The sequence below is a fragment of the Streptomyces sp. NPDC101166 genome (assembly GCF_044768125.1).
In the GTDB taxonomy this organism is placed as follows: Bacteria; Actinomycetota; Actinomycetes; order Streptomycetales; family Streptomycetaceae; genus Streptomyces.
Map to the genome: position 1 here is coordinate 85543 of NZ_JBIWPF010000012.1, position 25282 is coordinate 110824.

The window sequence follows — 25282 nt, forward strand, 5'->3', positions numbered from 1 at the left end:
CTTGTTCTACTACGTGCTCAAGTACGTCTTGCTGGGCCCCTTGCTGAGACTGGTCTTCCGGCCGCGGATCGAAGGCCTCGAGCACGTGCCGGACTCGGGAGCGGCCATCGTCGCGGGCAACCACCTGTCGTTCTCCGACCACTTCCTCATGCCGGCGATCCTCAAGCGGCGCATCACGTTTCTCGCCAAGGCCGAGTACTTCACGGGCCCCGGGATCAAGGGCCGGCTCACGGCGGCCTTCTTCCGCAGCGCGGGGCAGATCCCCGTCGACCGCTCCGGCAAGGAGGCCGGGCAGGCGGCGATCCGTGAGGGGCTGGGAGTGCTGAGCAAGGACGAGCTGCTGGGCATCTACCCCGAGGGCACTCGCTCGCACGACGGCCGCCTCTACAAGGGCAAGGTCGGCGTCGCGGTGATGGCGCTGAAGGCGGGGGTGCCGGTCGTGCCGTGCGCGATGATCGGCACCTTCGAGGCGCAGCCGCCCGGCAAGGTGATCCCGAACATCCGCCCGGTGGCGATCCGCTTCGGCGAGCCCCTCGACTTCTCCCGCTACGCCGGCATGGAGAACGAGAAGGCCGTCCTGCGCGCGATCACCGACGAGATCATGTACGCGATCCTGACGCTGTCCGAGCAGGAGTACGTCGACCAGTACGCCGCGGTGGTCAAGGCGGAGGAGGCCGAGGCGAAGGAGAAGGCGCGCAAGTTCCCTCGGCTGCCGCTGAGCTGACGGGGCGTCGAGCACGGAAGAGGGGCGGCCCGGATCACTCCGGGCCGCCCCCTTCACTGTCCGCAAGCGGCGTTTACGGCTTGGGCGTGGCGTGCGGGGCGCAGGTCACGTCCGCGCCGTCCAGCTTGCCCGTGAGGAGGTAGGCGTCCACCCGGGTGTTGATGCAGGAGTTGACCAGGCTGGTCACACCGTGGGAGCCGGCGTTCTTCTCGGTGATCAGGCGCGAACCCTCGAAGCGCTTGTGCAGTTCGACGGCGCCGCCGTAGGGAGTGGCCGCGTCCCGCTCGGACTGCACGATGAGCACCGGCGGCAGGTCCTTGTGGCTCTTGACGTTCACCGGGGTCTGCTGCTTGGCCGGCCAGAAGGCGCAGGGCAGGTTCATCCAGGCGTTGGCCCAGGTCATGAACGGGTGGTCCTTGTGCAGCCGGGTGTTGTCCCGGTTCCACGTCCGCCAGTTCGTCGGCCACTTGGCGTCGGCGCACTCGACGGCCGTGTAGACGGCGTTGCTGTTCTCGGAGGTGACGTTGCCGGCGGTGTCCGTGAGGTCGGGGGCCGCCGCGTCGACGAGGGCCTGGGTGTCACCGGCGACGTACTTGCTGAAGACGGTGGCCACCGGGATCCACGAGGAGTCGTAGTACGGGGCGCTCTGGAAGAAGGAGATCAGCTCGGCCGGGCCGACGACCCCGCCGATGGGGCTCTTCTTGGCGGCGGCGCGCAGGGAGAGCCACTTGGCCTGGACGGCGTCGCGGGTGGCGCCGAGGTGGAAGGTCGCGTCGTTGGCGGCGACCCAGTCCTGCCAGTCCTTCCAGCGGCCCTCGAAGGCGACGTCCTGGTCCAGGTTGGCCTGGTACCAGATCTTCTCCTTGGACGGGTCGACGACACTGTCGACGATCATCCGGCGGACGTGGCCCGGGAACAGCGTGCCGTAGACGGCCCCGAGGTAGGTGCCGTAGGAGACGCCCAGGAAGTTGAGCTTCTTCTCGCCGAGCGCGGCGCGGATGACGTCCATGTCGCGCACGGTGTTCGGCGTGGTCATGTGGGGCAGCATCTCGCCGCTGCGCTCGGCGCAGCCCTCGGCGTACTCGCGGGCGAGCTTGATGTGGGCGAGCTTGTCGGCCTCGCTGTCGGGGACCGGGTCGCCCTTGGGCGCCTTGACGAACTCCGTCGGGTCGGCGCACGAGATGGGCGCGGACTTGCCGACGCCCCGCGGGTCGAAGCCGACGAAGTCGTAGGCCTTGGCGACGTTGGCCCACACGGGCGCCTTGGTGGTGACCCGGCGCGGGAAGCGCAGGCCGGAGCCGCCGGGGCCGCCCGGGTTGTAGACGAGGGCGCCCTGGCGCTCGTCCTTCGTCCCGGTGTTGCCGATGCGGTCGACGGCCAGCTTGATCTGCTTGCCGTCGGGCTTGGCGTAGTCGAGCGGGACGGTGACCCAGCCGCACTGGATCGGCTTCTCCAGGCCCCAGTCGGCGGGGCAGTCCCGCCAGTCGACGCCGGCCGCCGCGGCGCGCTCCGCGGCGATGGCGGCGCCGCGCATCTCCCGGTCCTGACCGGTCTGACCGGTCTGCGCGCTCTGCCCGCTCACCGCGCCGGCCGCGCTCGCGGTGGGCGCGGCGACCGCGCCGGCGATCAGCGTGGCGGCGACGAGCGCGCCGGCCGAGCCGAGTGCCGCGGTCCGCCTGTTCGGTCGTATGTCCCTCAAGTGGGAATCTCCCCGTGCCTAGTTGTGACAGTCACGGGGGATCCTCGCGGCTGTGAGGCCGCTGGGAACAGGTGTCGCCGACGTTCTTTGCCAATCCGATAACCGGAGAAACACGCCCGCTGAACGGATGAACGCCCGGGTCAGACAACGCGGTTGAGGGCGTCGTCCAGCAGCCGCCGCAGACGCAGCCCGTCCGGGGCGACGGCGGTCACCAGCGCGGCCGGCCCGGCGAGCGGCATGAGCGCGGCGCCGTCCCCGAGAATCCGCGCCGGCACCGGTCGATTTTCGAACTCTGGGCGCACCAGGACCAGTTGCCCGACCGCCCGGTCGTCCCCGAGCACTGCGGGCCCGTCCCAGCCGCCGGGCGCCCCCGGCCCGCAGGCCAACTCCTGGTCGAGCACGGCCCGTCCGCCGACCCGTACGACGAGACGGCTGGTGAGCCGTCCCGGTTCCTCTCCCACCCGCCCGAGCACCTGCTCCTCACGCAGCACCAGCCGCGCCCCGGGTGCGAGGTCGGCGTGGGTGACGACGTGCAGGTCGCTGCCCCGGGCGGAGATCAACGGCTCGGGCAGCCAATGCAGTTCACCGCCGTCGGCGACGTCGATCCGTACCTCGTAGCGGGCCTCGTCCTTGGTCTGGCCCGGCAGCGCGATCGTGGCGGCGGCCGAGCCGACGCGGAGCCGGGCGCCGCTGCCGACGACGGTCTCGACCGCGAAGCGGTCACCGCCGAGCGGCCCGCTCATCGCCCCGACGAGCACGACCCGGGCCTCGCCGCCCGAGCCCGCGCGGGTGCGGCGCAACGCGAGCGGGCCGTCGCTCTCCAGGACGGGCAGCGAGGTCCCCCCGCGCCCGTCCGCCACCGCCCGGATCCGCGCGGTGGCACGCACACCGCTCATGTCACGCCGTCCACGCGGCGAGCCGCGTCCGCACCCACGCGGCCACGTCGGCCACCCCGGTCCCGCTCCGCAACGACTGGAAGACGACGGGCAGTTCGGCGCGCTGCGCCTTGGCGTCGGCGGCCATCCGGGCGAGGTCGGAGCCGACGTACGGCGCGAGGTCGGTCTTGTTGACGACGAGCAGGTCGGCGGTGGTCACGCCCGGGCCGCCCTTGCGGGGGATGTCGTCACCGCCGGCGACGTCGATGACGAAGATCTGCGCGTCCACCAGCCCCTTGGAGAACGTGGCGGTGAGATTGTCCCCGCCGGACTCCACGAGCACGAGGTCGAGCGGCCCGACCGCGTCCTCCAGGTCCTCCACGGCTTCGAGGTTGGCGGAGATGTCGTCCCGGATCGCGGTGTGCGGGCAGGCCCCCGTCTCGACGGCCGTGATCCGCTCGGGTGGCAGCACGGCCTCCCGCAGCAGGAACTCGGCGTCCTCACGCGTGTAGATGTCGTTGGTGACGACGGCGAGCGCCAACTCCTCCCGCAGCTCCCGGCAGAGCGCGGCGACAGTTGCGGTCTTCCCCGACCCGACGGGCCCCCCGAGTCCGATCCGCAGGGCCCTGCGAGCCCCGTCGGCCCGCCGGGCGTCGGCGCTGACGGCGGCGGGACCGTGATGAGAGCGATCAAGATGCATGTACGACTCCTCCAAGGCGTTGATCCAGCCCGTCCGACGGCTCCACATAGGTTCCGTCCGGGACATCCAGCCCGCCGGGCGGCAGCTCACAGGTCCCCTCCGGGGCACCCGGCCCGTCCGACGGCTCCACACAGATCCCGTCCAGGACATCCAGCCCGTCTGGGGGTCCCCCCTCTGGGGGAGTTCGAGGACGAGGCCCGTCCAGGGCCGAAGCGGGGGTCCGGGGCGGCAGTCCCCGGTTCGGGGGACGGGCAGGGGCGGCGGGGGCGAGACCCCTTACGAGGCGAACAACCGCACAGACCACTGCGCATGCACCTCCGCCCCGATCTCCAGCAGCGGCGCGGAAGCAGCCGGAAGCGCCTCCACCCCCTCCGCCAGGACGGCCGCCCCCGCGGACACCGCCCGGTCCACCACCCGGTCGAGCGACGGCGCCAGCCGGGCCAGCACCCCCGTCGCCTCGAACGGATCCAGGCTCAGCAGCCGCACCACAGCCGAAGCCGGCCCGCTCACACTCTCGTACACCGCGCAGTACGCGGCGTCCTCCGGCCCCAGCCCCGCCGAGCGGGCCGCAAGCCCGAGCACCACCGCCTGATGCGCGCCCTTGGGGAACCGATCTGCCACGGCGTCGAGTTCAGCACCCGGCCAAGTCGCGCGAGCGGCCCGCATCAGCTGGCGGCCCAGCCTCCGGGCGACCAGCCGCAGCGCCGGCGACGGGGTCCGCGCGTCCGCGGCAGCGTCCAGCTCCGCAGGGTCCGCCCCGGCCGCGGCCGCCGCGGCGAGCGCCGCCGCCACCAGACCCGCCGTGTGCAGCCGACCCCGGCAGAAGGACTCCAGCGACGCCGCGTCGGTGATCCGCCCCGCCTTCACAGCCTCCTCCGCCCCGCCGGAGTGGGCGTGCCCGCCGGCGGGGAAGCGGCCGTCGGCGAGGACCAGAAGCGCTGCCCGTGTCATGTCGTCGCACCCTCAGAAGAGGAAGTAGCGCTGGGCCATGGGAAGTTCGGCCGCCGGTGTCGCCTCGACGAGTTCACCGTCGACGCGCACGGCGAAACTGTCGGGGTCCACTTCCACACGCGGCCTGGCGTCGTTCTCCCGCATGTCCGCCTTGGTGACGCCGCGCGTCGAGTCGATGGCGACGAACCTCTTGCCCAACTGGAGCCGCTCCGGCAGCCCGTCCTCGATCGCAAGCGGCGCCACGAAGTTGAACGAGTTGGCCGCCGGGGCCCGCCCCGTCGCCCCGTACATGGGACGGGGCAGGATCGGCTGCGGGGTCGGGATGGAGGCGTTGGCGTCGCCCATCTGCGCGTACGCGATCTGGCCGCCCTTGATGACGAGGTGCGGTTTGACGCCGAAGAACGCGGGCTCCCACAGCACGAGGTCGGCGAGCTTGCCCGTCTCCACCGACCCGATCTCCCGCGCGAGCCCCTGCGCGAGTGCCGGGTTGATCGTGTACTTGGCGACATAGCGCCGCACCCGCCGGTTGTCGGCGCGCCCGTCGCCCGGCAGCGCACCCCGCCGCCGCTTCATCACGTGCGCCGTCTGCCAGGTCCGCATGACGACCTCGCCCACCCGCCCCATGGCCTGGGAGTCGGAGGAGATGATCGAGATGGCGCCGAGGTCGTGCAGGACGTCCTCCGCCCCGATCGTCGAGGGCCGGATGCGGGACTCGGCGAAGGCGAGGTCCTCGGGCACCGCCGGGTTGAGGTGGTGGCACACCATCAGCATGTCGAGGTGTTCCTCGGCGGTGTTCACCGTGAACGGCCGTGTCGGGTTGGTCGAGCTGGGCAGCACGTGCGGTTCGGAGACGACGGTCATGATGTCCGGCGCGTGTCCGCCGCCCGCGCCCTCGGTGTGGTAGGCGTGGATGCCGCGTCCGGCGATCGCGGCGAGCGTGTCGCCCACGAATCCGGCCTCGTTGAGGGTGTCCGTGTGGATGGCGACCTGGATGCCGGTCCGCTCGGCGACGGTCAGCGAGGCGTCGATGACCGCGGGCGTGGACCCCCAGTCCTCGTGCAGCTTCAGCCCCAGCGCCCCTCCCCGGATCTGGGACAGCATCGCGTCGTGCGAGACGGTGTTGCCCTTGCCGAGGAAGCCGATGTTCAGCGGGTACTGCTCCATCGCCTCCAGCATGCGGGCGAGATGCCAGGGGCCCGGCGTCACGGTGGTCGCCTTGGAGCCCTCCGCCGGCCCGGTGCCCCCGCCGACCAGCGTGGTGACCCCCGAGGCCAGTGCCTCGTCGGCGATCTGCGGGCAGATGAAGTGGACGTGCGCGTCGATCGCCCCGGCGGTGAGGATGCGGCCGTTCCCGGCGATGACCTCGGTCTCGGGGCCGATGACCAGGTCGGGGTGCACTCCGTCCATGGTGTCGGGGTTGCCTGCCTTGCCGATGCCGGTGATCCGCCCGTCGCGGATGCCGACGTCGGCCTTGACGATCCCCCAGTGGTCGATGACGACGGCGCCGGTGACGACGGTGTCGGGCGTGCCCTCCGCCCGGGTGGCCCGGGACTGGCCCATGGACTCGCGGATGACCTTGCCGCCGCCGAACACCGCCTCGTCGCCGGCGAGTCCGGGCCCGCCGCAGCGGTCCTCCTCGATCTCGACGAGCAGATCGGTGTCGGCGAGCCGGATGCGGTCCCCGGTGGTCGGGCCGAACAGGTCGGCGTACGCGGGGCGTGAGATCTCAGGCATCGAGGGCGCCTCCGGTCTCACCGCGCAGACCGGGCACCACGCGGGCGCCGGTGAGCGGCACGAGGGTCACTTCGACGGGCAGGCCGGGCTCGAAGCGCACCGCGGTCCCGGCGGCGACGTTCAGCCGCTTGCCCCGGGCGGCGGCCCGGTCGAACTCCAGGCCGGGGTTGGCCTCGGCGAAGTGGTAGTGGGAACCCACCTGCACGGGCCGGTCGGCGGTGTTGAGCACGGTGAGCCGGGTGATCTCGCGGCCCTCGTTGTACACGATCGGGTCCTCGTCGAAGAGGATCTCGCCGGGAATCATCGAGGCCCCTCTCAGACGATCGGGTCGTGGACGGTGACGAGTTTGGTGCCGTCCGGGAAGGTCGCCTCCACCTGGACGTCGTGGATCATCTCGGGCACGCCGTCCATGACGTCGTCGCGGGTGAGGATCTTGCGGCCGGAGGCCATCAACTCGGCGACCGTGCGCCCGTCCCGCGCACCTTCGAGGATGTGGGAGGTGATGAGGGCCACCGCCTCGGGATGGTTGAGCCTGAGTCCGCGGGCCCGGCGCTTCTCGGCGACGTCGGCCGCCACGTGGATCAGCAGCCTCTCCTGCTCGTGCGGGGTCAGTTGCACCTTCCCACCTCACATCCTCGCTCCGGACCGTGCGGGGCCCGGCTGCCGCGGCCACGGGCGACGCGCCTGGTGGCGTGGAGGGGCAGGCTAGTTGGACCGCGTTTCGCGGACGTTAACCATGCGCGATCACCCGCCGTCCACCACGGGGCCCGGCACGGCGTCCGGGGCAACGCCCTGCGCGGCGTCCGGCCCGCTCCCCCCGCCGGGCACGACCGTCAGCGCTCGCCGCGCTGCCCGGCCTTCGCGGGCGTTCTCAGGAGGCGCCGGGCCTTCGGTGTTCCGCGGCGATGCCGAACCGCCGCTGTTCGCCGGGAGCGGAAGGCGCCGGGTCGCGGACGGTGGAGACCGAGCTGATCACCTGCTCCTCCGTCGGCGCGTCGAGCGCGTCCAGCCGCTCCAGATCGGCGGCGGAGACCAGGGCGACCAGCGGCTTTCCGTGCCGCGTCACGACGACGCGCTCACCGCCGTACACCACCCGGTTGATCAGGTCGGCGAGTTCGGCCCGGGCTTGTGTCACCGGAATCTCGTAGGCCATGGCCCCATTCTAACGTCACGTACGTCCTGTACATTCTGTACAGAAGCAGAAGGAGGGGCACCCATGACCCGACCGCTCGCCCGCCATGTCCTGCCGGAGTTCACCGAACGCACCGGCACGGGGTTCAGGACCCTGGATCCCTATTCGAAGCTCCTGGAGGGGCGGATCGTCCTGCTGGGGACGCCGGTCGACGACATCGCGGCGAACGACGTGATGGCCCAGCTCATGTACCTGGAGCACCGGGAACCGGACCGTGACGTCTCGCTGTACCTCAACTCGCCCGGCGGTTCGTTCAGCGCGATGACCGCCCTCTACGACACGCTCCGCTACATCAGCTGCGACGTGGCGACCACCTGCCTCGGCCAGGCCGGCGCCTACGCGGCCGTGCTGCTCGCGGCGGGCGCGCCCGGCAAGCGGTACCTGCTGCCGGGGGCCAGGGTCGTGCTCAGCCAGCCGGCGCTGCCCGAGCCGGTGCGGGGACAGCCCAGCGACCTGGCGATCCAGGCCGAGGAGCTGGTCCGCACCCGCACCCTGCTGGAGGAGCTGCTCGCACGGCACACCGGGCGCAGCCTGCGGCAGGTGGCCTCGGACCTCGAACGGGACCAGGTCCTCGACGCGCGGGAGGCCGTGGCGTACGGCCTGGCGGACGGGATCGTGCCGGACCGCCGGACCGGCCCGGGCGCGGAGTGAGTGGCCGATGCTGCCCGAGCTGCCGCCGCTGCCCGCGCTGACCCGCGCGGAGGCCGAGCTGATCGACGGTTACCTGGAGGCGGTCGACCTGCTCGGCCGGATCAACCCCGCCCGCCACGGGGACACCTACCGTGGGCTGCGCGCGGCACAGGCGCTCGTGGGCAAGGCGGTGGCGCTGCGGGACGCCCTGACGCTGATGCACCAGCGGGGCGAGCACGAACTGCACGCGCCGACGCTCGCGCGGGCGCTGCGCGTGCTGGACGGGGAGCGCAGGGCGGCGCGCGTCGCGGTGCCGCCGCTCTCCGACGGCTGACGGGGTGTCCGTGGGGCCGGATGGGGGCCGCGCGCGCCGCGTGTCCGGTGCGGAGCCGAAACGGACCAAATGGCGTACGGCTGTTCGGAGGAGTTCTCGCTGCTCCTTCTGGACCCTTGCGGTTGCGCGCCGGAACCGCGCCGCGGGAGACGCGAGGGGTTCCGGTGCTGGTCGGAGGCTTATGGCGGGCAGACATCTGATCGATCATCAGCTTGTTCACCCGAACAGGTGAGTGGTGAGTAACCCCACAAATACTCGGTTCCGTTGGGATTTTCGGACATCGGTAGGCCAAGATCCCTGACTGACGACAAGACCCCGCCACAAGCGGCGGGGCGATCCGCGCGGACGCCGAGTCCTGCCGCCGTTCGGATGACAGGTCGACAGAAGTGCATCGGCAGGAGTGGAGGACCCAAGCACGACGGGTCGCCGGCACGGTCGTCTCCGCACTGGAGGCGCCGGGTCGAGCAGCCCTTGGGGTGAAGCCGCGCGAGCGGCCGGGCAACTTTGTCAGCCCGAATCCGACAGGTCATCCTTCACAGGCGGCTGACGAAGGGTTGCGCATGACTGCGCTCAATCGTGTCCCGTCGCTCATGGCCCGGGCCGGTACGGCCTCGGCTTTCGCCATCGCCGCCGTGGGCGGCTCGATCATGGTTCCGGGCGTCGCCGCCGACGCCGCGGCCGCCACCCCGGCGACGAAGGCACTCCAGGTCGCGGCCTCGAAGAAGGGATCTCCGTACAAGTACGGCGCCACCGGTCCGAACAGGTTCGACTGCTCCGGGCTGACGATGTACTCGTACAAGAAGGCGGGCAAGACGCTGCCCCGTACGGCGGCCCAGCAGTACAACAAGACGCGCCACATCGGGGCGTCCGGCCGCAAGGCCGGAGACCTGGTGTTCTTCCACTCGGGGTCGAGCGTCTACCACGTCGGGATCTACGCCGGGAACGGCAAGATCTGGCACTCGCCGAAGACGGGCGACGTGGTGCGGCTGCAGAAGATCTGGACCAAGAGCGTCTGGTACGGCCGGGTCAAGTAGTCCCGCGCCACGGCCCCCGCCGGCCGCCCGGGCCTGTCCGCCGCGTCACGCCGCGGGCGCGGGGCTCGGCGGGACCGGTTCCGCCGGGAGGACCCACGGAAGCTCGATCGACACCGTCTTGCCGCCCTCCCGGGTGGGGCGGACGCGGAGTCTGCCGCCGTGCTCCGCGGTGAGACAGCGAATGATCACCATGCCCCGGCCGTTGTCCTGCTGGACAGCGGCCGGCAGGCGCCTGGGGAAGCGGGGGTGGCTGTCGGTGACGCCGATGCGCAGGTGCTCGTCACGGTCGAGCACGAGGTCCACGGTGAAGGTGGGCGACATCCCGAAGGTGTGCTGAACGGCGTTGGTGGCGAGTTCGGAGACGATGAGGCGGATGGTGTCGGACACGTCCGCGTCCGCCGGGAGTCCCCACTCCCCCAGGGTGTCGAGTGCGAAGGCGCGGGCCGTGGACACCGAGGCGGGATCGCTCGGCAGAGTGAGGGAGGCTTCCAGATGGTCTGCCATGGCGACGTCGTCCCTTTCCCACGGGACCGGAGTCCGACACGGTGCGGATGGTTCGAGTACGGTCCCGGACTGGTGCTTCGCCGCCAGAGTGCCATCACCGCGTCGCGCCCGGGTGGCGATCCACCAAGAAGTGCATATATCTGTCGCCCGATGCGGTGAACTCTGCTACCGCAGAGCGTATTTGCACGGCCCCCAGGAGTGAGGAGCGGTCCATGCAGCACGGTCCCGCGGTGCGCCGCCGGAAACTGGGCGCGGAACTGCGGGCGTTGCGTACCCGGGCCGGCCTCACCAGCGGGGAGGCCGCGCGGCTCGTGGGCTGGCACCAGTCGAAGGTGAGCCGGATCGAGACCGGCGCCAGCGGTGCGAAACCGGCCGATGTGCGCGCACTCCTGGACGCCTACGGCGTGGGCGACCCCCAACTGCGCGAGGTGATGCTCGCGTTGGCCGGCCTGGACGACGGCGGCGGCGGAAGGGACCACTGGTGGCACGCCTACCGGGGCGTCCTGCCGCCCACCTACCGGGACTTCATCAGCCTGGAGTCCCAGGCCGGCGCGATGCGCACACTGGAGACGACCGTGGTCCCGGGCCTGCTCCAGACGGCGGAGTACGCCCGCGCGGTGACCCGGGCCGCCGTGGAGGGAGTCTCCGAGGAACGGCTGGACACGCTGGTGGAGGTGCGGCTGACCCGGCAGGAGGTGCTGCGGGCCCATCCGCCTCTGAAGCTGGACGCGGTGCTGGACGAGGCCGTGCTGCGCCGGGAGGTGGGCGGCCCCGAGGTCATGGCGCGGCAGCTGGATCGGCTGTTGGAGGCGGCGCGGCTTCCCCAAGTGAGGCTGCAGGTACTGCCGTTCACTGCCGGGGCGCATATCGGCGTCACCGGCCCTTTCGTTCTCTTCTCATTTTCGAGCACTTCTGATCTGGACGTGGTTGTTCTCGACCACTTGACGAGTACTCTCTACCTCGAGCGGAAAGAAGACCTCCGGGTCTACACGGAGGCCTTCAACGCCCTGCAGGCGAACGCGCTTTCGCCCGAGGACTCCCTGGAATACATCGCCGCGATAGGTGACGGCGTGTAAGGAGGCACCATGACCGCACTGCCTCGGCACGTACCTTCCAGCATCGAACTCGACGACCCCCGCTGCCCGGATGGTCTGCGCTGGCTGCGCAGCAGCCACAGCACGGGAGCCAACAACTGCGTGGAGACGGCCCGCCCCGGCTCGGGACCGTGGTCCGGACTGCTCGCCGTACGCGACTCCAAGGACCCGGACGGTCCCGCCCTGCTCTTCTCCCCCGAGAGCTGGACGGGCTTCACGGCCGCGTTCCGCTGACCCCTGCCCGTTCCCCCCGGCGCACGGCCGTGGCGCACCCGCTCAGGGCCGTGTTTCGTCGATCACCCGTACGGCGCGCTCGATCTGCCGCTCGGCGAGGTCCGCGCGGGCGGTCAGCCGCAGACGTGAGACACCGTCGGGCACGGAGGGAGGACGGAAACAGCCCACGGCCAGGCCTGCCGTCCGGCAGTCGGCCGCCCAGCGCAGAGCCTGCTCCGGGGACGGAGCCCGCACGGAGACGACCGCGGCGTCCGGACGCACCGCTTCCAGGCCCGCGGCCGTCAGCCGGGCGTGCAGCTCGCCGGCGACCGCACGCGCGCGTGCGGCGCGTTCCGGTTCCCGCCGCAGCAGCCTCAGGGCCGCCAGGGCGGCTCCCGCCGCCGCCGGGGCGAGTCCCGTGTCGAAGATGAACGTCCGGGCCGCGTTGACCAGGTGGTCGATCACACGCGCGGGACCGAGCACCGCCCCGCCCTGACTGCCCAGCGACTTGGACAGCGTCACCGTGACGACGACGTCGTCCGCGCCGGCCAGCCCCGCCGCGTGCGGGGCGCCCCGGCCTCCGTCGCCGAGCACCCCGAGGCCGTGGGCGTCGTCCACGACCAGACCGGCGCCGTGCTCCCGGCACGCGCGCGCGAGGGCGGCCAGCGGGGCCGCGTCGCCGTCGACCGAGAAGACCGTGTCGGAGACGGCCACGGCCGGGCCGTCGTGGGTGCCGAGCGCCTTGCGCACGGCGTCCGGGTCGGCGTGCGCGACCACCTGGGTGATGCCGCGGGCCAGTCGGCAGCCGTCGATGAGCGAGGCGTGGTTGCCCGCGTCGGAGACGATCAGCGAGCCGTGCGGGGCCAGCGCGGTGACCGCGGCCAGGTTGGCGGCGTAGCCGGAGGAGAAGACGAGGGCCGCCTCGGTGCCGCAGAACCGGGCGAGTTCCCGCTCCAGTTCGGCGTGCAGCTCGGTGGTGCCGGTGACGAGCCGGGAGCCGGTGGAGCCGCCGCCCCAGGTCCGGGCGGCACGCGCCGCGCCCTCGGTGACCTCGGGATGGCGGGCCAGCCCCAGGTAGTCGTTGCTCGCGAGGTCGAGCAGCGGGGAGTCGGCCGGACGGGGGCGCAGGGTGCGTACGAGTCCGGCGCGGCGGCGCGACTCCGACTGCTCGTCGATCCAGTCGAACGCCATGGGTCCTCCGGGTCTTTTGTAGGTAGCGGACAGACACTAGCGGGCCGGCCGGTCCCCCATGGTGTGGCAATACCCACACCTCGAAGCGGGTGTGTTGTGTGATCCCTACCTTGGCCCGGAGCGGGTCGGTAGGACAGGATCGGCTCTCATGGACCTGCTGAACACGCTGGTGGACAAGGGGCTTCGGCGCGAGCTGCCGACCCGCGAGGAAGCGCTGGCCGTGCTGGCCACCTCCGACGACGACCTGCTCGAACTGGTGGCCGCGGCCGGCAAGGTGCGCCGGCACTGGTTCGGGCGACGGGTGAAGCTCAACTACCTCGTCAATCTGAAGTCGGGGCTGTGCCCCGAGGACTGCTCCTACTGCTCCCAGCGGCTGGGCTCCACGGCCGGGATCCTCAAGTACACCTGGCTCAAGCCCGACGAGGCTTCCGACGCGGCCGCCGCGGGGCTGGCCGGCGGCGCCAAGCGGGTGTGTCTGGTGGCCTCCGGGCGCGGCCCGACCGACCGGGACGTGGACCGGGTCTCCAAGACGATCCAGGCGATCAAGGAGCAGAACGAGGACGTCGAGGTGTGCGCCTGCCTCGGGCTGCTCTCCGACGGCCAGGCCGAGCGGCTGCGCGAGGCGGGCGCCGACGCCTACAACCACAACCTCAACACCTCCGAGGCCACCTACGGCGAGATCACGACCACCCACACCTACGCCGACCGGGTGGACACCGTCCGCAAGGCGCACGCGGCGGGTCTGTCGGCGTGCTCCGGTCTGATCGCCGGCATGGGCGAGAGCGACGAGGACCTCGTCGACGTGGTGTTCTCGCTGCGTGAGCTGGACGCGGACTCGGTGCCGGTCAACTTCCTCATCCCGTTCGAGGGCACTCCGCTGGCCAAGGAGTGGCACCTCACCCCGCAGCGCTGTCTGCGCATTCTGGCGATGGCGCGGTTCGTGTGCCCGGACGTCGAGGTGCGCATCGCGGGCGGCCGGGAGGTCCACCTGCGCACGATGCAGCCGCTCGCGCTGCACGTGGCCAACTCGATCTTCCTGGGCGACTACCTGACCAGCGAGGGCCAGGCGGGCAAGGCCGACCTGGAGATGATCGCGGACGCCGGGTTCGAGGTGGAGGGCGCGGGCGAGGTCACGCTGCCCGAGCACCGGGTGGCGGCCGGCGGCGGCTGCGGCTCGCACGCCGAGGCCGGGGCCGGGTGCGGATCCGCGCAGGGCGCGGGCTGCGGTTCCCACGCCGGCGGCGGGTGCGGCTCGCACGAGGGCGGCGGAGTGTGCGGCTCGCACACAGCCGCCGAGGAGGACGAGAGCGCGGGCGCCCAGGGTTCCGTCGACGCGCCGACGGCCGCCGCGCCCCGTACGGACCTGGTCGCCGTGCGCCGCAGGGGCACCGGGACGGACCTCGCGCCCAATGCCTGAGCTGGGTGTGCCGGAGCTGCTGGACCTCGACCGGCGCCATGTGTGGCATCCCTACGGACCGATGCCCGGCCGGTCCGAACCGCTCGTCGTGGAGTCGGCGAGCGGGGTCCGGCTGCGGCTCGCGGACGGCTCGGGCGAGTTGGTCGACGGCATGTCGTCCTGGTGGTCGGCGATCCACGGCTACGGCCACCCGGTGCTGGACGCGGCCGCGCGGGAGCAGTTGGCCCGGATGAGCCACGTCATGTTCGGCGGACTCACCCACGAGCCCGCCGTACGGCTGGCGAAGCTCCTCGTCGACATGACGCCCGACGGTCTCGAACACGTCTTCCTGGCGGACTCGGGCTCGGTGTCGGTCGAGGTCGCGGCGAAGATGTGCCTGCAGTACTGGCGCTCGCTGGGCCGCCCCGGCAAGCAGCGGCTGCTGACCTGGCGCGGCGGCTACCACGGGGACACCTGGCAGCCGATGTCGGTGTGCGACCCCGAGGGCGGGATGCACGAGCTGTGGACCGGGGTGCTGCCCCGTCAGGTCTTCGTGGACGCGCCGCCCGCGGAGTACGACGAGGCGTACGCGGAGCGGCTGCGCGCCGCGATCGAGCGGCACGCGCACGAGCTGGCCGCGGTGATCGTGGAGCCGGTGGTGCAGGGCGCGGGCGGGATGCGGTTCCACTCCCCCGCGTATCTGCGGGTGCTGCGCGAGGCGTGCGACGCGCACGACGTGCTGCTGGTGTTCGACGAGATCGCGACCGGGTTCGGGCGCACGGGCGCGCTGTTCGCGGCGGAGCACGCGGCGGTGACGCCGGACGTGATGTGCGTCGGCAAGGCGCTGACCGGCGGCTATCTGACGATGGCGGCGACGCTGTGCACGGCCCGGGTGGCCGACGGCATCTCGCGGGGCGAGGTGCCGGTGCTGGCGCACGGGCCGACGTTCATGGGCAACCCGCTGGCCGCGGCCGTCGCCTGCGCCTCGATCGAGCTGCTGCTCGGGCAGGACTGGCTCGCCGATGTCCGGCGGATCGAGGCGGGGCTGCGCGAGGGGCTGGCACCGGCCGCCGCGCTTCCCGGTGTGAAGGACGTCCGGGTCCTGGGCGCGATCGGCGTCGTCCAGCTCGACCACGACGTGGACATGAAGGCCGCCACGGACGCGGCCGTGCGCGAGGGCGTGTGGCTGCGGCCGTTCCGCGACCTCGTCTACACGATGCCGCCGTACGTCACCGGTGACGCGGACGTGGCACGGATCGCGCGCGCGGTGTGCGCCGCGGCGCGGGAGGGATGAGCATGCCGATCCTGGTGATCACGGGGACGGGCACGGAGGTCGGCAAGACCGTCACCACGGCCGCCGTGGCCGCGTCCGCTCGGGCGGCGGGCCGCTCGGTGGCCGTCCTGAAGGCCGCGCAGACCGGTGTGGGGCCGGACGAGCGCGGGGACGCCGACGAGGTCGTGCGACTCGCCGGGCCGGTGACGACGGCTGAACTCGCCCGCTACCCGGACCCGTTGGCGCCGGCGACGGCGGCCCGTCGGGCGGGCCGGCCGGCGGTGCGTCCGCAGGCGATCGCCGAGGCCGCCGCCAAGCTGGCCGCCGAACACGACCTGGTCCTGGTGGAGGGCGCGGGCGGTCTGCTCGTGCGCTTCGACGAGACGGGCGCGACGCTGGCCGACGCGGCGGAGCTGCTGCGGGCGCCGGTGCTGGTGGTGGCCTCGCCGGGCCTGGGCACGCTGAACACGACCGAGCTGACCTCCCGTGAACTGCGCTCGCGCGGCCTGGAGTTGCTGGGAGTCGTGATCGGCAGCTGGCCCGACTCCCCGGATCTGGCGATGCGGTGCAACGTCACCGACCTCCCGGACGTCGCCGGCGCGCCGCTGCTGGGCGCCCTGCCCGAGGGCGCCGGCGCGCTCACGCCCGCCGACTTCCGTACGCGGGCACCCGGTTGGCTGGCGGCGCGGCTGGACGGGACCTGGGAGGCGGAGGCGTTCCGCAACCGGGCACAGCCGTAGGGCGTCGTTCAGGCGTCGTGGTCCTCCTCCAGCAGGCGGACCAGTTCGATGCGGGAGCGGATGCCCAGCCGGGTGAAGACGCCGCGCAGGTGGTGGTCGATGGTGCGGGGGCTGAGCGCGAGGCAGGTCGCTATCTCGCGGTTGGTGGCGCCGTCGGCCGCCATGCGGGCGACCCGGAGTTGCTGGGCGGTCAGACGGGGCGTCCGGTTCTGCGGCGGGCGTGCGGTGTCGGCGGGGGCCCCGAGGGCGCGCAGTTCGGCGCGGGCCCGTTCGGCGCAGTGCGGGGCGCCGAAGGCCTCGAACGCCTCCCTGGCGCTGTGCAGCCGGTCGCGGGCCTCGGCGCGCAGGCGCAGGCGGCGCAGCGCGGCGCCGAACAGCAGTTCCGTGCGGGCGCGTTCGAGGGCGCGGGTGCCCCGGTCATGGAGGTCGAGGGCGGTGCGGTAGTGCTCGACGGCGTCCGCTCCGGGGGTCAGCAGGGCGTGGCAGCGGGCGCTGAGGGCGAGGTCGTCGGCGCTGCGGACGGCGTGGGCCCAGCGGTCGTAGTCGGCGTGGGCGGCGCGGGCGATCCGGGTGTCCCCGGTGTGGACGGCGGCCTCGACGTAGTGCGGGGTGGCCAGGTGGCGGACGGCTCGGTGTCCGTGACCGGGTCCGAGGCCGGCGAGGGCGCGCAGCCGTGCGGCGGCGGAGTCGAAGCGGCCGAAGCCCAGGTCGAGCAGGGCGAGCGCCCACTGGGCGAGCGCGGCGGGCAGGCCCAGGCCGTGCGCGAGGGCGTACGAGCGGGCGGCGGCGGCCCGGTCCCGGCACAGGGCGGCGTCGCCGGTGAGCGCGGCGAACATCGCGAGGGCGGCCTGGAGGTGGCAGGCGCCGTTGTCCTGGCCGGTGGCGTATGCCTGACGCAGGGCGTCCAGGGCGGCGGCCTCGGCGGCGCGCAGGCGGCCGGTCCACAGATCGGCATGGGCGCGGAACTCCATGGCCTGGGAGACGAGGGGCGTGAGCCCGCGGGCACGGGCGGCTCCGGCCGCGCGGACGGTGGCGGTGGCGGCGCGGGTGTGGTCGCCGAGCATCAGGGCGGCGATGCCGGCGTGCAGCAGGAGGGTGGGGTCGCCACCCGGTCCGCACCGCCCGGCGGTGGCCTCCAGCAGGTCCCGGGCGTCGTCGTAGCGCCCGTCGACGGCGGCGGCGAGCGAGCCGAGGACGCCGGGCGGCGCGATGCCGAGCCGGTGGGCGAGGTGGACGGCCTCGCGGCAGCGGCGCAGGTCGCCGGTGTAGACGACGGCTTCGGTGGCGTGGGCGAGAAGGTGGCGGGCGTGCTCGCCCGCCCGGTCCGAGGAGCCGTCGGCGGCCCGTGCGGCCCCTTCGGTGAGCGCGTCGAACGCCTCGCCCGCGTGCCCTGCGCGCAGGGCGAGGACGCCGTCGAGGGCGGGGGTGTCGGTGCGGGCGGCGAGGAGGCGGGCGCGGTCGCCGTCGCCGGAGTTCCAGGCGTCGGCGGCGGCCCGGGCGAGCAGGCGGGCTCCGGCGCGGGGGTCGGGGACGAGGTCCGCGGCGCGTTCGGCGAGGACTCCTGACAGGGCGGGTTCCCCGGCGGCGCGGGCCCTCGCGGCGGCCGCGGTCAGTTCGGCGGCGAGCCGGGCGCTGGGGCCGAGCGCGGCCGCCGCCCGGTGCCAGGAGCGGCGGGGGGACTCGCCCGCGCCGTGCAGGACGCGGGCGAGCAGTCGGTGGGCGTCGCGCCGGTCGGCGGGGGCGGCGGTCTCGTAGGCGGCGATCCGGGTCCAGGGGTCGGCGAATCCGACGCCGCCGGCGGTGGCGTGGGCGAGGCCGGCGGCCTCGGCGGCCTCCAGCGGACGGGTGTCGAGGCGGGCCGCGGCGACGGCGCGCAGGAAGGCGTGGGTGGCGAGCGGGTACTGGTCGGCGGCGGCGAGGAGGAGCAGCAGCCGGGTTCCGTCGGGGAGCGCCCGGACGGCGCGTCGGTACGGGGCGAGCAACTCGGTGAGCAGGGCGGCCGGTTCGGGAGGCAGGGGGTCGGAGCCGCTCAGCTGACGGTCGGTCAGCCGGACGGCGAGGGCGGCGGCGGCGCGCGGATCACCGTGCACCGAACGCAGGATCCGCACCCGGACCCCTTCGCGGAGGGCGAGAGCCGGGGGCGGTGGTGGCCAAGTGCGGTCAAGACGTGGGGGGTTCACCGGAGACACCACACACATCACGCTACCGACGGGTTACTTGAACCGTAAAGACCGGCGACTTCACCGATGCGGCGCGCGTAGACCCGGCCTGACACTCCTGGCTACCCCACACGTTCCAGGAGGCACCATGCAGCGCTCCCGGCGTCGCATCGCCACGGCCCTGTCGGCCCTGGCCGCATCGCTCCTTCTGTCACTCTCCCTCACCGCTCCCCCGGCCCACGCGGCAACCCGCAACCCCGTCGTCTTCGTGCACGGCTTCAACGGTTCCGGCGGCAGCTGGAACGCATGGGCGGCCTCCTTCAAGGCCGACGGCTACACGGCGGCCGAGCTGGACGCCTGGTCGTACACCTGGTCCCAGTCGAACGCCGCCACGGCACGGCAGTTGGCCACCGAGATCCAGAACGTGCTGGCGCGGACCGGCGCGAGCAAGGTCGACCTCGTGGTGCACTCCATGGGCGCGCTCAGCTCCCGCTACTACCTCAAGAACCTCGGCGGCACCGCGTACGTCGACGACTTCGTCTCCCTCGCCGGCACCAACCACGGCACGTCGGTCGCCTCGCTCTGCGGGTGGCTGTACACCTCGTGCAACGAGATGCGGACCGGCAGTTCCTTCGTCACCGCGCTCAACTCCGGTGACGAGACGCCGGGGAGCGTCTCCTACGCGGCCTACTGGTCGAACTGCGACGCGGCGATCGACCCGGACGACTCCGCGCTGCTGAGCGGGGCGACCAACGTCGGCGTCGGCTGTGTCTCCCACACCGACATGAACAGCGACCCGGGCGTCTACGCGCAGGTGCGCGCCTTCATCCAGTAGCAGGCGGCGCGGCGGGCTCACGCGGGCGGGAGCCCCGGCGGGCCCGCCGCGCCCGCGAGCTCGCCGCCGGATCGGGGGTCCTGGAAGCCGGACCCGAGGCGCCGTGAGTCGGAAAATCGTTCCGGGTGTGGGCCCGGTCACACTAGGCTCGGCCGGACAGGAACGTCGGCACGTCCACCGAGCGAGGAGGCACCTTGTCCACACCTGCTGCGGAGCACGCCCCCGGCCTGGCCTCGGCCCACGACGTGGCGGCCCGCGCCCGCGGGCTGACCAAGGCCTACGGGTCCGGCGAGACGACCGTGCTCGCCCTGGACTCGGTGGACGTGGACGTCGTGCGCGGCCGCTTCACCGCGGTCATGGGCCCGTCGGGTTCGGGGAAGTCCACGCTGATGCACTGCCTGGCCGGGCTGGACAGCGTCTCGGCCGGCCAGGTGTGGCTGGGCGACACCGAGATCACGGGCCTGAAGGACCGGGACCTGACCCGGCTGCGACGGGACCGGATCGGCTTCATGTTCCAGTCGTTCAACCTGATCCCGACACTGAACGCCGCCGAGAACATCACCCTGCCCATGGACATCGCCGGGCAGAAGCCCGACCGGGAGTGGCTGGACCAGGTGATCGACACGCTCGGTCTGCGGGACCGCCTGGGGCACCGGCCGTCCCAGCTGTCCGGCGGCCAGCAGCAGCGCGTGGCCTGCGCGCGGGCGCTCGCCTCCCGCCCCGAGCTGATCTTCGCGGACGAGCCGACCGGCAACCTGGACTCGCGCGCCGGCCTGGAGGTCCTGGCGTTCCTGCGCGAGGCCGTCGACGACCTCGGCCAGACCGTCGTCATGGTCACCCACGATCCGGGCGCCGCCGCCCACTCCGACCTGGTGCTCTTCCTCGCCGACGGGCGGATCGTGGACGAGATGCAGCATCCGAGCGCCGAAGCCGTGCTGGAGCGGATGCGCCTGTTCGCCGGGGGGAACACCGCCCGCGCCGCCGAGGGGGACGGCGTCGCCGCCCGGGCCGGCGAGCCCGTCGGGGAGGACTGACCGTGCTCAGAGCGACCCTGCGGAGCTTCCTCGCCCACAAGGGCAGACTGCTCCTGTCCGCGCTCGCGGTGATCCTCTCGGTGGCGTTCGTCGCGGGGAGCCTGATCTTCTCCGACACGGTGACCCGTACCTTCGACCGGCTGTTCGCCTCCACCGCGGCCGACGTGTCCGTCGAGCCGAAGGACGACATCACCTCCTCCGTGCCGACGGGCGCGGTGCGGACGCTGCCCGCCTCACTCGCCGGCACGGTGGCCAGGGTCCCCGGGGTGGCCTCCGCCCACGCCGACGTGGGCGTGCAGAACATCACCGTCATGAACAGCAGGAACCAGTCCGTGGGGCCCACCACCGGTGCCCCCACCATCGCCTCCGGCTGGAACGTCACCGACCGCAGCCCCGTGGAACTGACCTCCGGTCACGCCCCGAAGGGCGCCGGCGAGGCCCTGCTCGACGCCGACACCGCCGACAAGAAGCACGTGCGGATCGGCGACACGCTCACCGTGATGGCGCAGCCCGGCTCGTTCCGGGTCGAGGTCGTCGGCATCGCCACGTTCAAGACCACCAACCCGGGCGCGGCACTGGTCTTCCTCGACCCGAAGGTCGCCGCGACCGAGCTGCTGGGCTCGCCCGGCCTGGCCACCGCCGTCTCCGTGGAAGCGGCGGAAGGCGTCACCGACGAGCAGCTGAAGACGCGTGTGGCCGCCGCGGTCGGCGCGGGCCCCTACGACGTGAAGACCGCCGACGAGCAGGCCAAGTCGGCGGCGGAGAATCTCGGCGGGTTCCTCGACGTCATCAAGTACGTGATGCTCGGATTCGCGGGCATCGCCGTGCTCGTGGGCGTGTTCCTGATCGTCAACACGTTCTCGATGTTGATCGCCCAGCGCACCCGTGAGCTGGGTCTGCTGCGCGCCCTGGGCGCCGACCGGCGCCAGGTACGGCGCTCGGTGCTCACCGAGGCGGTGCTGCTCGGCCTGGTCGGCTCGACGCTGGGCCTCGCGGCCGGCATCGGCCTCGCGGCCGGCCTGATCCGGCTCATGGGCACGCTCGGCATGAACCTGAAGACGACGGAGATGGTCGTCGGGTGGGCGACCCCGGTGACGGCGTACGTCGTCGGCGTCGGCGTCACCTTCGTCGCCGCCTACCTGCCCGCCCGTCGCGCGGCGGGCGTGTCGCCGATGGCGGCGCTGTCGGACGCGGACGTCGCGGGCGTCGGCCGCCCGCTGAAGACGCGGGCGGTGGTCGGGGTGGTCGTCGGCGCGATCGGCGCGGCCGCGCTCGCCGGCTGCGCGACCGCCTCCCGGACGGCGACCTCGGCGTCCCTGCTGGGCCTCGGCGTCGTCCTCACGCTGATCGCGACCGTCATCGCCGGACCGCTGCTGGTGCGTCCGGTGATCCGGGTGCTCGGCGCGGCCTTCCCCGCCCTGTTCGGCTCCGTCGGCCGGATGAGCCAGCGCAACGCCCTGCGCAACCCGCGCCGCACGGGCGCCACCGCGGCGGCGCTCATGGTGGGCCTCGCCCTGGTGGGCGGCATGTCGGTGGCGAGCGCCTCGATGTCGAAGTCCTTCGACGAGCAGATCGACCAGACCCTGGGCGCCGACTTCGTCGTCCAGAACGCCAACTTCACGCCGTTCCCGAAGGAGGTCACCGACAAGGTCCGCGCGACGGACGGCGTCGGTCTCGTCGTACGGCAGCGGTTCGCGCCGCTCGCCGTGCGGCTGCCCGACGGCAAGCGGGTGGAGACCACGGCCGCCGGGTACGACGACCGGGTCGACGACGTCGCCCATGTGACGTACACGGCGGGGGGCGCGGCGGCGGCGCTGGCCGACGGGGCGATGGGCATGGACGTGGACTTCGCGAAGGACCACGGCGTGCGCCTCGGCAGTGTGCTGCCGGTGCAGTTCCCCGGCGGGCGGACGGCGTCGCTGCGGGTCGGCGCGCTGACCGACCAGGACGCCGCAGAGGGCTACGGCATGCAGGGCGGTCTGTTCGTCGGCATCGCGACCGTGGAGAAGTACGTGCCGGGCGGTCAGGACTCCGCGCTGTACGTCAACGCGGCCGACGGCACGGACGCCGACGCGCTGCGGCCCCGGCTGGAGCGGACGCTCGACCCGTATCCGCAGGTGCAGGTGCGCGACCAGGCCGACTACAAGGACCTGGTGCACGACCAGATCGCCGTGCTGCTGTACCTGGTGTACGCGCTGCTGGGGCTCGCGATCGTGATCGCGGTGCTCGGGGTGGTCAACACGCTGGCGCTGTCGGTGGTGGAGCGGACCCGGGAGATCGGGCTGCTGCGGGCGATCGGGCTGTCCCGGCGTCAGCTGCGCCGGATGATCCGGCTGGAGTCGGTGGTGATCGCCGTGTTCGGCGCGGTGCTGGGGCTCGGGCTCGGGCTGGTGTGGGGTCTGTGCACGCAGCAGGTGCTGGCCCTCCAGGGGATGAAGGCCCTGGCCGTCCCGTGGGGCACGATCGTCGCGGTGGTCGTCGGTTCGGCGGTCGTGGGCGTGGTGGCGGCGCTGCTGCCGGCGCTGCGGGCGTCCCGGATGAACGTGCTGGCGGCGATCGCGCACGAATGACCGACGCTCACCGGGGCGGTCCTCGTGCCGCCCCGGTCACCGTCTCGCGGGTTCGCCGGGCCGGTGTTCCTCGGCGTCGGGCCCGGCCGCCCCGGGGCCGGGGAGGTTCCCGCCCTCGACGTCGAGGCGGGGCAGGATCCGGTCGAGCCGTCCGGGCAGCCACCAGGCCCGGTCGCCGAGGAGGGCCAGGGCCGCGGGCACCAGGGTCATCCGGACCAGGAAGGCGTCGACCATGACGCCGAAGGCCAGCGCGAACGCGATCGGCATGATGTCGATGGCGTGCGAGAACAGGAAGCTGACGAACACCGAGATCATGATGACGGCCGCCGAGGTCACCACCCGGGCCGAGGCGCGCGCTCCCGCGGTGATCGCCGCGCGGGCGTCGCGGTGGCGGACGTAGTCCTCCCGCACGGCGGACACCAGGAAGACCTCGTAGTCCATGGAGAGGCCGAAGAGGACGGCCATGACGATGATGGGCACGAAGCTGGCCACCGGGCCCAGACTGGGCACGCCGAGCGGGCCGGCCAGCCAGCCCCACTGGAAGACCGCGACGGTCGCGCCGAAGGCGGCGCCGATGGACAGCAGGAAGCCCAGGGTCGCCTTGAGGGGGATCGCGACCGACCGGAACGCGACCAGCAGGAGCAGCAGGGAGAGGCCGATCACGACGACGGCGAAGGGCGCCAGCGCGCCGCCGAGCCTGGAGGAGACGTCGACGCTGACGGCGGTCAGCCCGGTCACCGCCGCGTAGGTGTGGTGCGCGTCGGCGACGGACCGGGTCGTTTCCCGCAGCCGGGAGACCAGGTCGCTGGTCTCCTGGGTGCGGGGTCCGGTACGGGGGACGATCTGGACCCGGGCCGCTTTCCCGTCCCCGGCCACCTCGACGCCGCTGACGTGCGCGATGTTCTCGACGCCGGCCAGCTCGTCCACCACGGCTGCGGCCGTGGCCCGGACGGCCCGCGGGTCGGCGTCCTCGACGACGACCACCAGCGGCCCGTTCGCGCCGGGCCCGAAGGCGTCGCCGATCATGTCGTAGGCCTGACGGCTGGACGTGCTGACGGCCTGGGAGCCCTCGTCGGTGAGGGCGAGTTGGAGCCGCACGGCGGGAATCGCCGTGGCGACGAGGACGGCCGTGCCGAGGATCAGGGTGCGCAAGGGGTGGCGCAGCACTCCCTCGGTCCAGCGCACCCCGAGAGCGGACTGGCCGTCCTTGCGGCCGGCCTGGAGAGCCAGGCGGGTGGCGCGTGATCCGGGCCCGGGGACGAGTCTGCGGCCGGCCATGCCCATCAACGCGGGCAGCAGGGCGAGCGCCACGACGACGGCGACCGCCACGGCCCCGGCGGACGCGAGGCCCATCGAGGTCAGCATCGGGACGCCCGCGACGCACAGTCCCGCCAGCGCGATGACCACGGTGACCCCGGCGAAGACGACGGCGCTGCCCGCGGTCGCGGTGGCCCGGGCGATGGATTCCCGGACGGGGACGCCGGCGGCGAGCTGGGCGCGGTGGCGGGAGACGATGAGCAGGGCGTAGTCGATGCCGACGGCCAGGCCCAGCATGACGGCCAGGGTCGGGGCGTTGTCGGAGATGTCGAACGCCGACGCCAGGCCGGTCAGGGCGACCATCGTGCCGAGGACGCCCAGCACGGCGGTGATCAGCGGAAGGCCGGCCGCGAGCAGCGAACCGAACGTGATCACCAGAGCGGCCAGTGCCACCGCGAGGCCGACCGTCTCGGTGGGGCCGAAGGGCGAGCTGTGCGGGGCGTAGGCCTCGCCGCCGTACGCGGTGACGAAGCCGGCCCTGCGGGCCTCGGCCGCGGCGTCCTCGACGGCCCGCAGCGTCGCGCCGGGCACGTGGCCGTCCCGCTCGGTGAAGAGGACCTGGGCGACCGCCGTGCGCGCGTCGCCGGAGATCCGGCCGCTCGTGGCCGGGTCGCTCACCCGGATCACCCCGTCCACGCGTCCCGCCGCGTCGAGGGCGAAGGCCAGGGACTTGCGCAGGCCGGGCTCGCTCACCCGGTGGCCCGGCGGCGCCTGGAAGACGATCTGCCCGGACGTGCCGGCCGGCGCCGGCCAGTGCCGCTCCATCCGGGTCAGCGCCTCCTCCGTCGGCGAGCCGGGGATGGAGTTGCTGGCCTGGAACGCGCCGGCGAAGGAGACGCCCAGTGCGGCCACGGCGCAGAGAACGAGGAGCCAGCCGGTCAGCATCGTTCGCCACCGCCGGGCCCCGAAGGCGCCCAGCCGGTAGAGGAGCGTGGCCATACCTGTTCCTTCCGTCAGGAGAGGGGCGGGACATGGCTGTGCTGTGTGAGAAGGCGAGGGTGACTGTGGGCCGGCCCGGCTCCCGCCGGTGCGCAGGCTCCTTCCCAGTCTGGGCGTGCGAGGTGCACCGGCAAGTCACGGCAG

At 73.1% G+C, this 25282-nt stretch carries 24 protein-coding genes and 1 riboswitch; of the genes, 12 read left to right on the forward strand and 12 right to left on the reverse strand.

Annotated elements, in window-relative coordinates; all coding sequences use genetic code 11:
• Position 1 precedes the first annotated feature (1 nt).
• The gene (locus ACIRS4_RS21700; RefSeq protein ID WP_404198310.1) at positions 2-724 is read left to right on the forward strand and encodes a lysophospholipid acyltransferase family protein; all 723 of its coding nucleotides are present in this window, start codon (positions 2-4) and stop codon (positions 722-724) included.
• Positions 725-797: 73 nt separating this feature from the next.
• Here the strand turns inward: ACIRS4_RS21700 and ACIRS4_RS21705 are convergent, their stop codons facing one another.
• The 8 genes from ACIRS4_RS21705 to ACIRS4_RS21740 form a co-directional block, all read right to left on the reverse strand.
• Positions 798-2423, reverse strand: coding sequence for an alpha/beta hydrolase (locus ACIRS4_RS21705; protein ID WP_404198314.1), 1626 nt, complete (start codon positions 2421-2423; stop codon positions 798-800).
• Between the two features lie 140 nt (positions 2424-2563).
• A complete protein-coding gene (locus ACIRS4_RS21710) occupies positions 2564-3319 on the reverse strand; it encodes an urease accessory protein UreD (protein WP_404198317.1) in 756 nt (251 codons plus the stop codon).
• A gap of 1 nt (position 3320) precedes the next feature.
• Positions 3321-3998, reverse strand: a complete 678-nt coding sequence (ureG, locus tag ACIRS4_RS21715) for an urease accessory protein UreG (protein WP_404198320.1) — start codon at positions 3996-3998, stop codon at positions 3321-3323.
• A 276-nt stretch (positions 3999-4274) separates the two neighbouring features.
• Entirely contained in the window at positions 4275-4949 is a 675-nt protein-coding gene (locus ACIRS4_RS21720) for an urease accessory protein UreF (RefSeq protein WP_404198323.1), read from the reverse strand.
• 12 nt (positions 4950-4961) lie between these two features.
• Complete coding sequence (locus ACIRS4_RS21725; RefSeq protein WP_404198325.1) at positions 4962-6683, reverse strand: urease subunit alpha; 1722 nt, start codon at positions 6681-6683, stop codon at positions 4962-4964.
• Positions 6676-6987 (reverse strand): urease subunit beta, encoded by a 312-nt coding sequence (locus ACIRS4_RS21730; RefSeq protein WP_404198328.1) that lies wholly within the window; start codon positions 6985-6987, stop codon positions 6676-6678. The genes ACIRS4_RS21725 and ACIRS4_RS21730 overlap by 8 nt, the downstream gene beginning before the upstream one ends.
• An 11-nt stretch (positions 6988-6998) precedes the next feature.
• Positions 6999-7301, reverse strand: a complete 303-nt coding sequence (locus ACIRS4_RS21735; RefSeq protein ID WP_404198331.1) for an urease subunit gamma — start codon at positions 7299-7301, stop codon at positions 6999-7001.
• A 253-nt stretch (positions 7302-7554) separates the two neighbouring features.
• Positions 7555-7836, reverse strand: coding sequence for a type II toxin-antitoxin system Phd/YefM family antitoxin (locus ACIRS4_RS21740; protein ID WP_404198334.1), 282 nt, complete (start codon positions 7834-7836; stop codon positions 7555-7557).
• A gap of 63 nt (positions 7837-7899) precedes the next feature.
• Between ACIRS4_RS21740 and ACIRS4_RS21745 the strand changes: the two genes are divergently transcribed.
• The 3 genes from ACIRS4_RS21745 to ACIRS4_RS21755 all read left to right on the forward strand — a co-directional run bounded on the left by ACIRS4_RS21745 (position 7900) and on the right by ACIRS4_RS21755 (position 9873).
• A complete protein-coding gene (locus tag ACIRS4_RS21745; RefSeq protein ID WP_404198337.1) occupies positions 7900-8526 on the forward strand; it encodes an ATP-dependent Clp protease proteolytic subunit in 627 nt (208 codons plus the stop codon).
• A gap of 7 nt (positions 8527-8533) precedes the next feature.
• Positions 8534-8839, forward strand: coding sequence for a hypothetical protein (locus ACIRS4_RS21750; protein ID WP_404198340.1), 306 nt, complete (start codon positions 8534-8536; stop codon positions 8837-8839).
• 365 nt (positions 8840-9204) lie between these two features.
• Positions 9205-9396: riboswitch (cyclic di-AMP (ydaO/yuaA leader) on the forward strand.
• Between the two features lie 3 nt (positions 9397-9399).
• Positions 9400-9873, forward strand: a complete 474-nt coding sequence (locus tag ACIRS4_RS21755; protein ID WP_404198343.1) for a C40 family peptidase — start codon at positions 9400-9402, stop codon at positions 9871-9873.
• Between the two features lie 45 nt (positions 9874-9918).
• Here the strand turns inward: ACIRS4_RS21755 and ACIRS4_RS21760 are convergent, their stop codons facing one another.
• Positions 9919-10377 (reverse strand): ATP-binding protein, encoded by a 459-nt coding sequence (locus ACIRS4_RS21760; RefSeq protein ID WP_404198346.1) that lies wholly within the window; start codon positions 10375-10377, stop codon positions 9919-9921.
• A gap of 212 nt (positions 10378-10589) precedes the next feature.
• Between ACIRS4_RS21760 and ACIRS4_RS21765 the strand changes: the two genes are divergently transcribed.
• Positions 10590-11453 carry a helix-turn-helix domain-containing protein gene (locus ACIRS4_RS21765; protein ID WP_404198349.1) on the forward strand — a complete coding sequence of 288 codons (864 nt, stop codon included), beginning with the start codon at positions 10590-10592 and terminating at the stop codon, positions 11451-11453.
• A gap of 9 nt (positions 11454-11462) precedes the next feature.
• On the forward strand, positions 11463-11705 hold the full coding sequence (locus tag ACIRS4_RS21770) for a DUF397 domain-containing protein (protein ID WP_404198352.1): 243 nt from the start codon (positions 11463-11465) through the stop codon (positions 11703-11705).
• A gap of 42 nt (positions 11706-11747) precedes the next feature.
• Here the strand turns inward: ACIRS4_RS21770 and ACIRS4_RS21775 are convergent, their stop codons facing one another.
• Positions 11748-12875, reverse strand: a complete 1128-nt coding sequence (locus tag ACIRS4_RS21775) for an 8-amino-7-oxononanoate synthase (protein WP_404198354.1) — start codon at positions 12873-12875, stop codon at positions 11748-11750.
• Between the two features lie 148 nt (positions 12876-13023).
• On the opposite strand from ACIRS4_RS21775, the gene bioB reads away from it, so the two are divergent.
• The 3 genes from bioB to bioD are packed head-to-tail and all read left to right on the forward strand — an operon-like array spanning position 13024 to position 16284.
• The gene (gene bioB, locus ACIRS4_RS21780; protein ID WP_404198357.1) at positions 13024-14292 is read left to right on the forward strand and encodes a biotin synthase BioB; all 1269 of its coding nucleotides are present in this window, start codon (positions 13024-13026) and stop codon (positions 14290-14292) included.
• On the forward strand, positions 14285-15565 hold the full coding sequence (locus ACIRS4_RS21785) for an adenosylmethionine--8-amino-7-oxononanoate transaminase (protein WP_404198360.1): 1281 nt from the start codon (positions 14285-14287) through the stop codon (positions 15563-15565). The genes bioB and ACIRS4_RS21785 overlap by 8 nt, the downstream gene beginning before the upstream one ends.
• A gap of 2 nt (positions 15566-15567) precedes the next feature.
• A complete protein-coding gene (bioD, locus tag ACIRS4_RS21790; protein ID WP_404198918.1) occupies positions 15568-16284 on the forward strand; it encodes a dethiobiotin synthase in 717 nt (238 codons plus the stop codon).
• 8 nt (positions 16285-16292) lie between these two features.
• On the opposite strand, the gene ACIRS4_RS21795 is transcribed toward bioD, so the two are convergent.
• Positions 16293-18482, reverse strand: coding sequence for a LuxR C-terminal-related transcriptional regulator (locus tag ACIRS4_RS21795; RefSeq protein WP_404198363.1), 2190 nt, complete (start codon positions 18480-18482; stop codon positions 16293-16295).
• Between the two features lie 109 nt (positions 18483-18591).
• On the opposite strand from ACIRS4_RS21795, the gene ACIRS4_RS21800 reads away from it, so the two are divergent.
• The 3 genes from ACIRS4_RS21800 to ACIRS4_RS21810 all read left to right on the forward strand — a co-directional run bounded on the left by ACIRS4_RS21800 (position 18592) and on the right by ACIRS4_RS21810 (position 22882).
• Positions 18592-19278, forward strand: coding sequence for an esterase/lipase family protein (locus tag ACIRS4_RS21800; RefSeq protein WP_404198365.1), 687 nt, complete (start codon positions 18592-18594; stop codon positions 19276-19278).
• A gap of 194 nt (positions 19279-19472) precedes the next feature.
• A complete protein-coding gene (locus tag ACIRS4_RS21805) occupies positions 19473-20312 on the forward strand; it encodes an ABC transporter ATP-binding protein (protein WP_404198367.1) in 840 nt (279 codons plus the stop codon).
• Positions 20313-20314: 2 nt separating this feature from the next.
• On the forward strand, positions 20315-22882 hold the full coding sequence (locus ACIRS4_RS21810; protein ID WP_404198369.1) for an ABC transporter permease: 2568 nt from the start codon (positions 20315-20317) through the stop codon (positions 22880-22882).
• 36 nt (positions 22883-22918) lie between these two features.
• On the opposite strand, the gene ACIRS4_RS21815 is transcribed toward ACIRS4_RS21810, so the two are convergent.
• On the reverse strand, positions 22919-25138 hold the full coding sequence (locus ACIRS4_RS21815; RefSeq protein WP_404198371.1) for an MMPL family transporter: 2220 nt from the start codon (positions 25136-25138) through the stop codon (positions 22919-22921).
• Positions 25139-25282: the final 144 nt, after the last annotated feature.